General features: G+C 72.8%; 2 protein-coding genes and 1 pseudogene. 2 read left to right on the forward strand and 1 reads right to left on the reverse strand.

The window, feature by feature from the left end; all coding sequences use genetic code 11:
• Positions 1 to 122 (reverse strand): annotated as a pseudogene (locus AOK24_RS51990) (GntR family transcriptional regulator); the annotation flags it as partial.
• An 81-nt stretch (positions 123 to 203) separates the two neighbouring features.
• On the opposite strand from AOK24_RS51990, the gene AOK24_RS43345 reads away from it, so the two are divergent.
• Together AOK24_RS43345 and AOK24_RS43350 are read left to right on the forward strand one after the other, a co-directional pair.
• On the forward strand, positions 204 to 1,130 hold the full coding sequence (locus tag AOK24_RS43345; RefSeq protein ID WP_055725328.1) for a GNAT family N-acetyltransferase: 927 nt from the start codon (positions 204 to 206) through the stop codon (positions 1,128 to 1,130).
• On the forward strand, positions 1,111 to 1,608 hold the full coding sequence (locus AOK24_RS43350) for a ribonuclease FAU-1 family protein (RefSeq protein ID WP_055725329.1): 498 nt from the start codon (positions 1,111 to 1,113) through the stop codon (positions 1,606 to 1,608). The genes AOK24_RS43345 and AOK24_RS43350 overlap by 20 nt, the downstream gene beginning before the upstream one ends.
• Positions 1,609 to 1,632: the final 24 nt, after the last annotated feature.

Consider the following 1,632-nt stretch of genomic DNA (forward strand, 5'->3'; position numbering starts at 1 on the left):
GCGCGGACCGTGGGGAGCCGGTACCCCACCGGCAGGGCCCCCGTCCGCGCCTGCTCGGAGATCTGCGTACGCACCTGCTCGTAGGGCGCGGGGCCGTCGATGATGTCGATCGTCAAGGTCACCCCCCGATTCTTCCGCACCCGGGAGGCACCCGCCGGAAAATGGGAGGCACCTCCCGCATCCCCGCCCTAACCTCCGCGTATATGACCATCACCGTGCGAGATCTCCGCCTCGACGTGCCCGCCGACCCCGAAGCCTTCTGCCGGGTCCGCGACGCCGCCCTCCCGTACCTCCTGTTCACCCCCGCCTCGGTGGCCCACGACATCACGCACGGCCACCCGGACGCCCACGTCCGCAGGCTGGTCGCCGAGGTGGACGGCGTGCTCGCCGGCACGGCCCAGATCAGCCTGGCGCACGACGCGCCGGAGCCCGGCAAGGCGAACCTGAACGTGTACGTCGACCCCGCGTACGAGGGCCGGGGCGCGGGTACGGCGCTGCGCGAGACCGCGGAGGAGTACCTGTCCGGCCTCGGCGCCACCCACCTGTACGCCTGGGTCCTGGACGCCCCGCGCAACCTCGCGTACGCCGAGCGCGCCGGCTACCGCCCGAGCCGCTCGGCCCACTTCCTGCGCCTGGACCTGACGGCCGCGGCCCTCACCCCGCCGTCCGTCCCCGCCGGCGTCGAACTGCGTACGGCCGCCGACTACGCCGCCGACCCGCGCCCCCTCTTCGCACTCGACGCGGAGGTCACCTCCGACGAACCCGGCGACGTGGGCACCGAGTTCACCGACTACGAGGCGTGGGTCGAGGAGAACTGGCGCCATCCCCACCTGGACCGCGCCCTGACGAGCGTGGTCGTCGTGGACGGCCGTCCCGTCGCGCTGAGCGTCGCCCACACCGACGGCGCCGGCCGCTACCACACGGCCATGACCGGCACCGCCCGCGCCCACCGGGGCCGCGGCCTCGCGAAACTCGCCAAGGCCGCCTCCCTGTACCGCGCCCGCGAGGCCGGCTGCACGGTCGCCTTCACCAGCAACGACTCGGACAACACCCCCATGCTCGCGATCAACAAGGGCTTCGGGTACGAGATCAGCGCGACGGAGATACGCCATGTCCGCGACCTCGTCTGACCCGTCCCTGGAAGTGGTCCTGGTGAAAGCGGGCCGCACGAAGATCCGCTACCCCGCGACCCTCCTCTCCGACGACGGCACCCACATCACCGTCCGCGCCCCCTGGGCCGGCACCGGCACCCGCGACTTCGGCTTCGTCCGCTTCGAACCCGGCGACGTCTTCACCGAGCACTACTGGCGCGACCGCTGGTACGCCATCAAGGAGGTCCGCGCCTCCACCGGCGCCCTCAAGGGCTGGTACTGCGACATCACCCGCCCCGCGGTCCGCACGGACCGCACCCTCACGGTGGAGGACCTCGACCTGGACCTCTGGCACAACGCCTCCGGCACGGACATCCGCCGCCTCGACGAGGACGAGTTCGAGGAGAGCGGCCTGCGGGCCGGCGACCCGGAGGCGGCGAAGGCGGCGACAGCGGCGCTGGACGAGCTGGAGGAGTACGCGAGGAGGACGGGCGGGCTGGAAGGGCTGCTGGCGTAGGAGGAGGACGGGCGGGCTGGAAGG

Source organism: Streptomyces niveiscabiei (genome assembly GCF_001419795.1).
Lineage (GTDB): Bacteria > Actinomycetota > Actinomycetes > Streptomycetales > Streptomycetaceae > Streptomyces > Streptomyces niveiscabiei.

Excerpts from the sequence above, each read along its gene's own strand:
- AOK24_RS43345 (WP_055725328.1), top strand. The coding sequence starts at position 204 with ATGACCATCACCGTGCGAGATCTCCGCCTCGACGTGCCCGCCGACCCC.
- AOK24_RS43350 (WP_055725329.1), top strand. The coding sequence starts at position 1,111 with ATGTCCGCGACCTCGTCTGACCCGTCCCTGGAAGTGGTCCTGGTGAAA.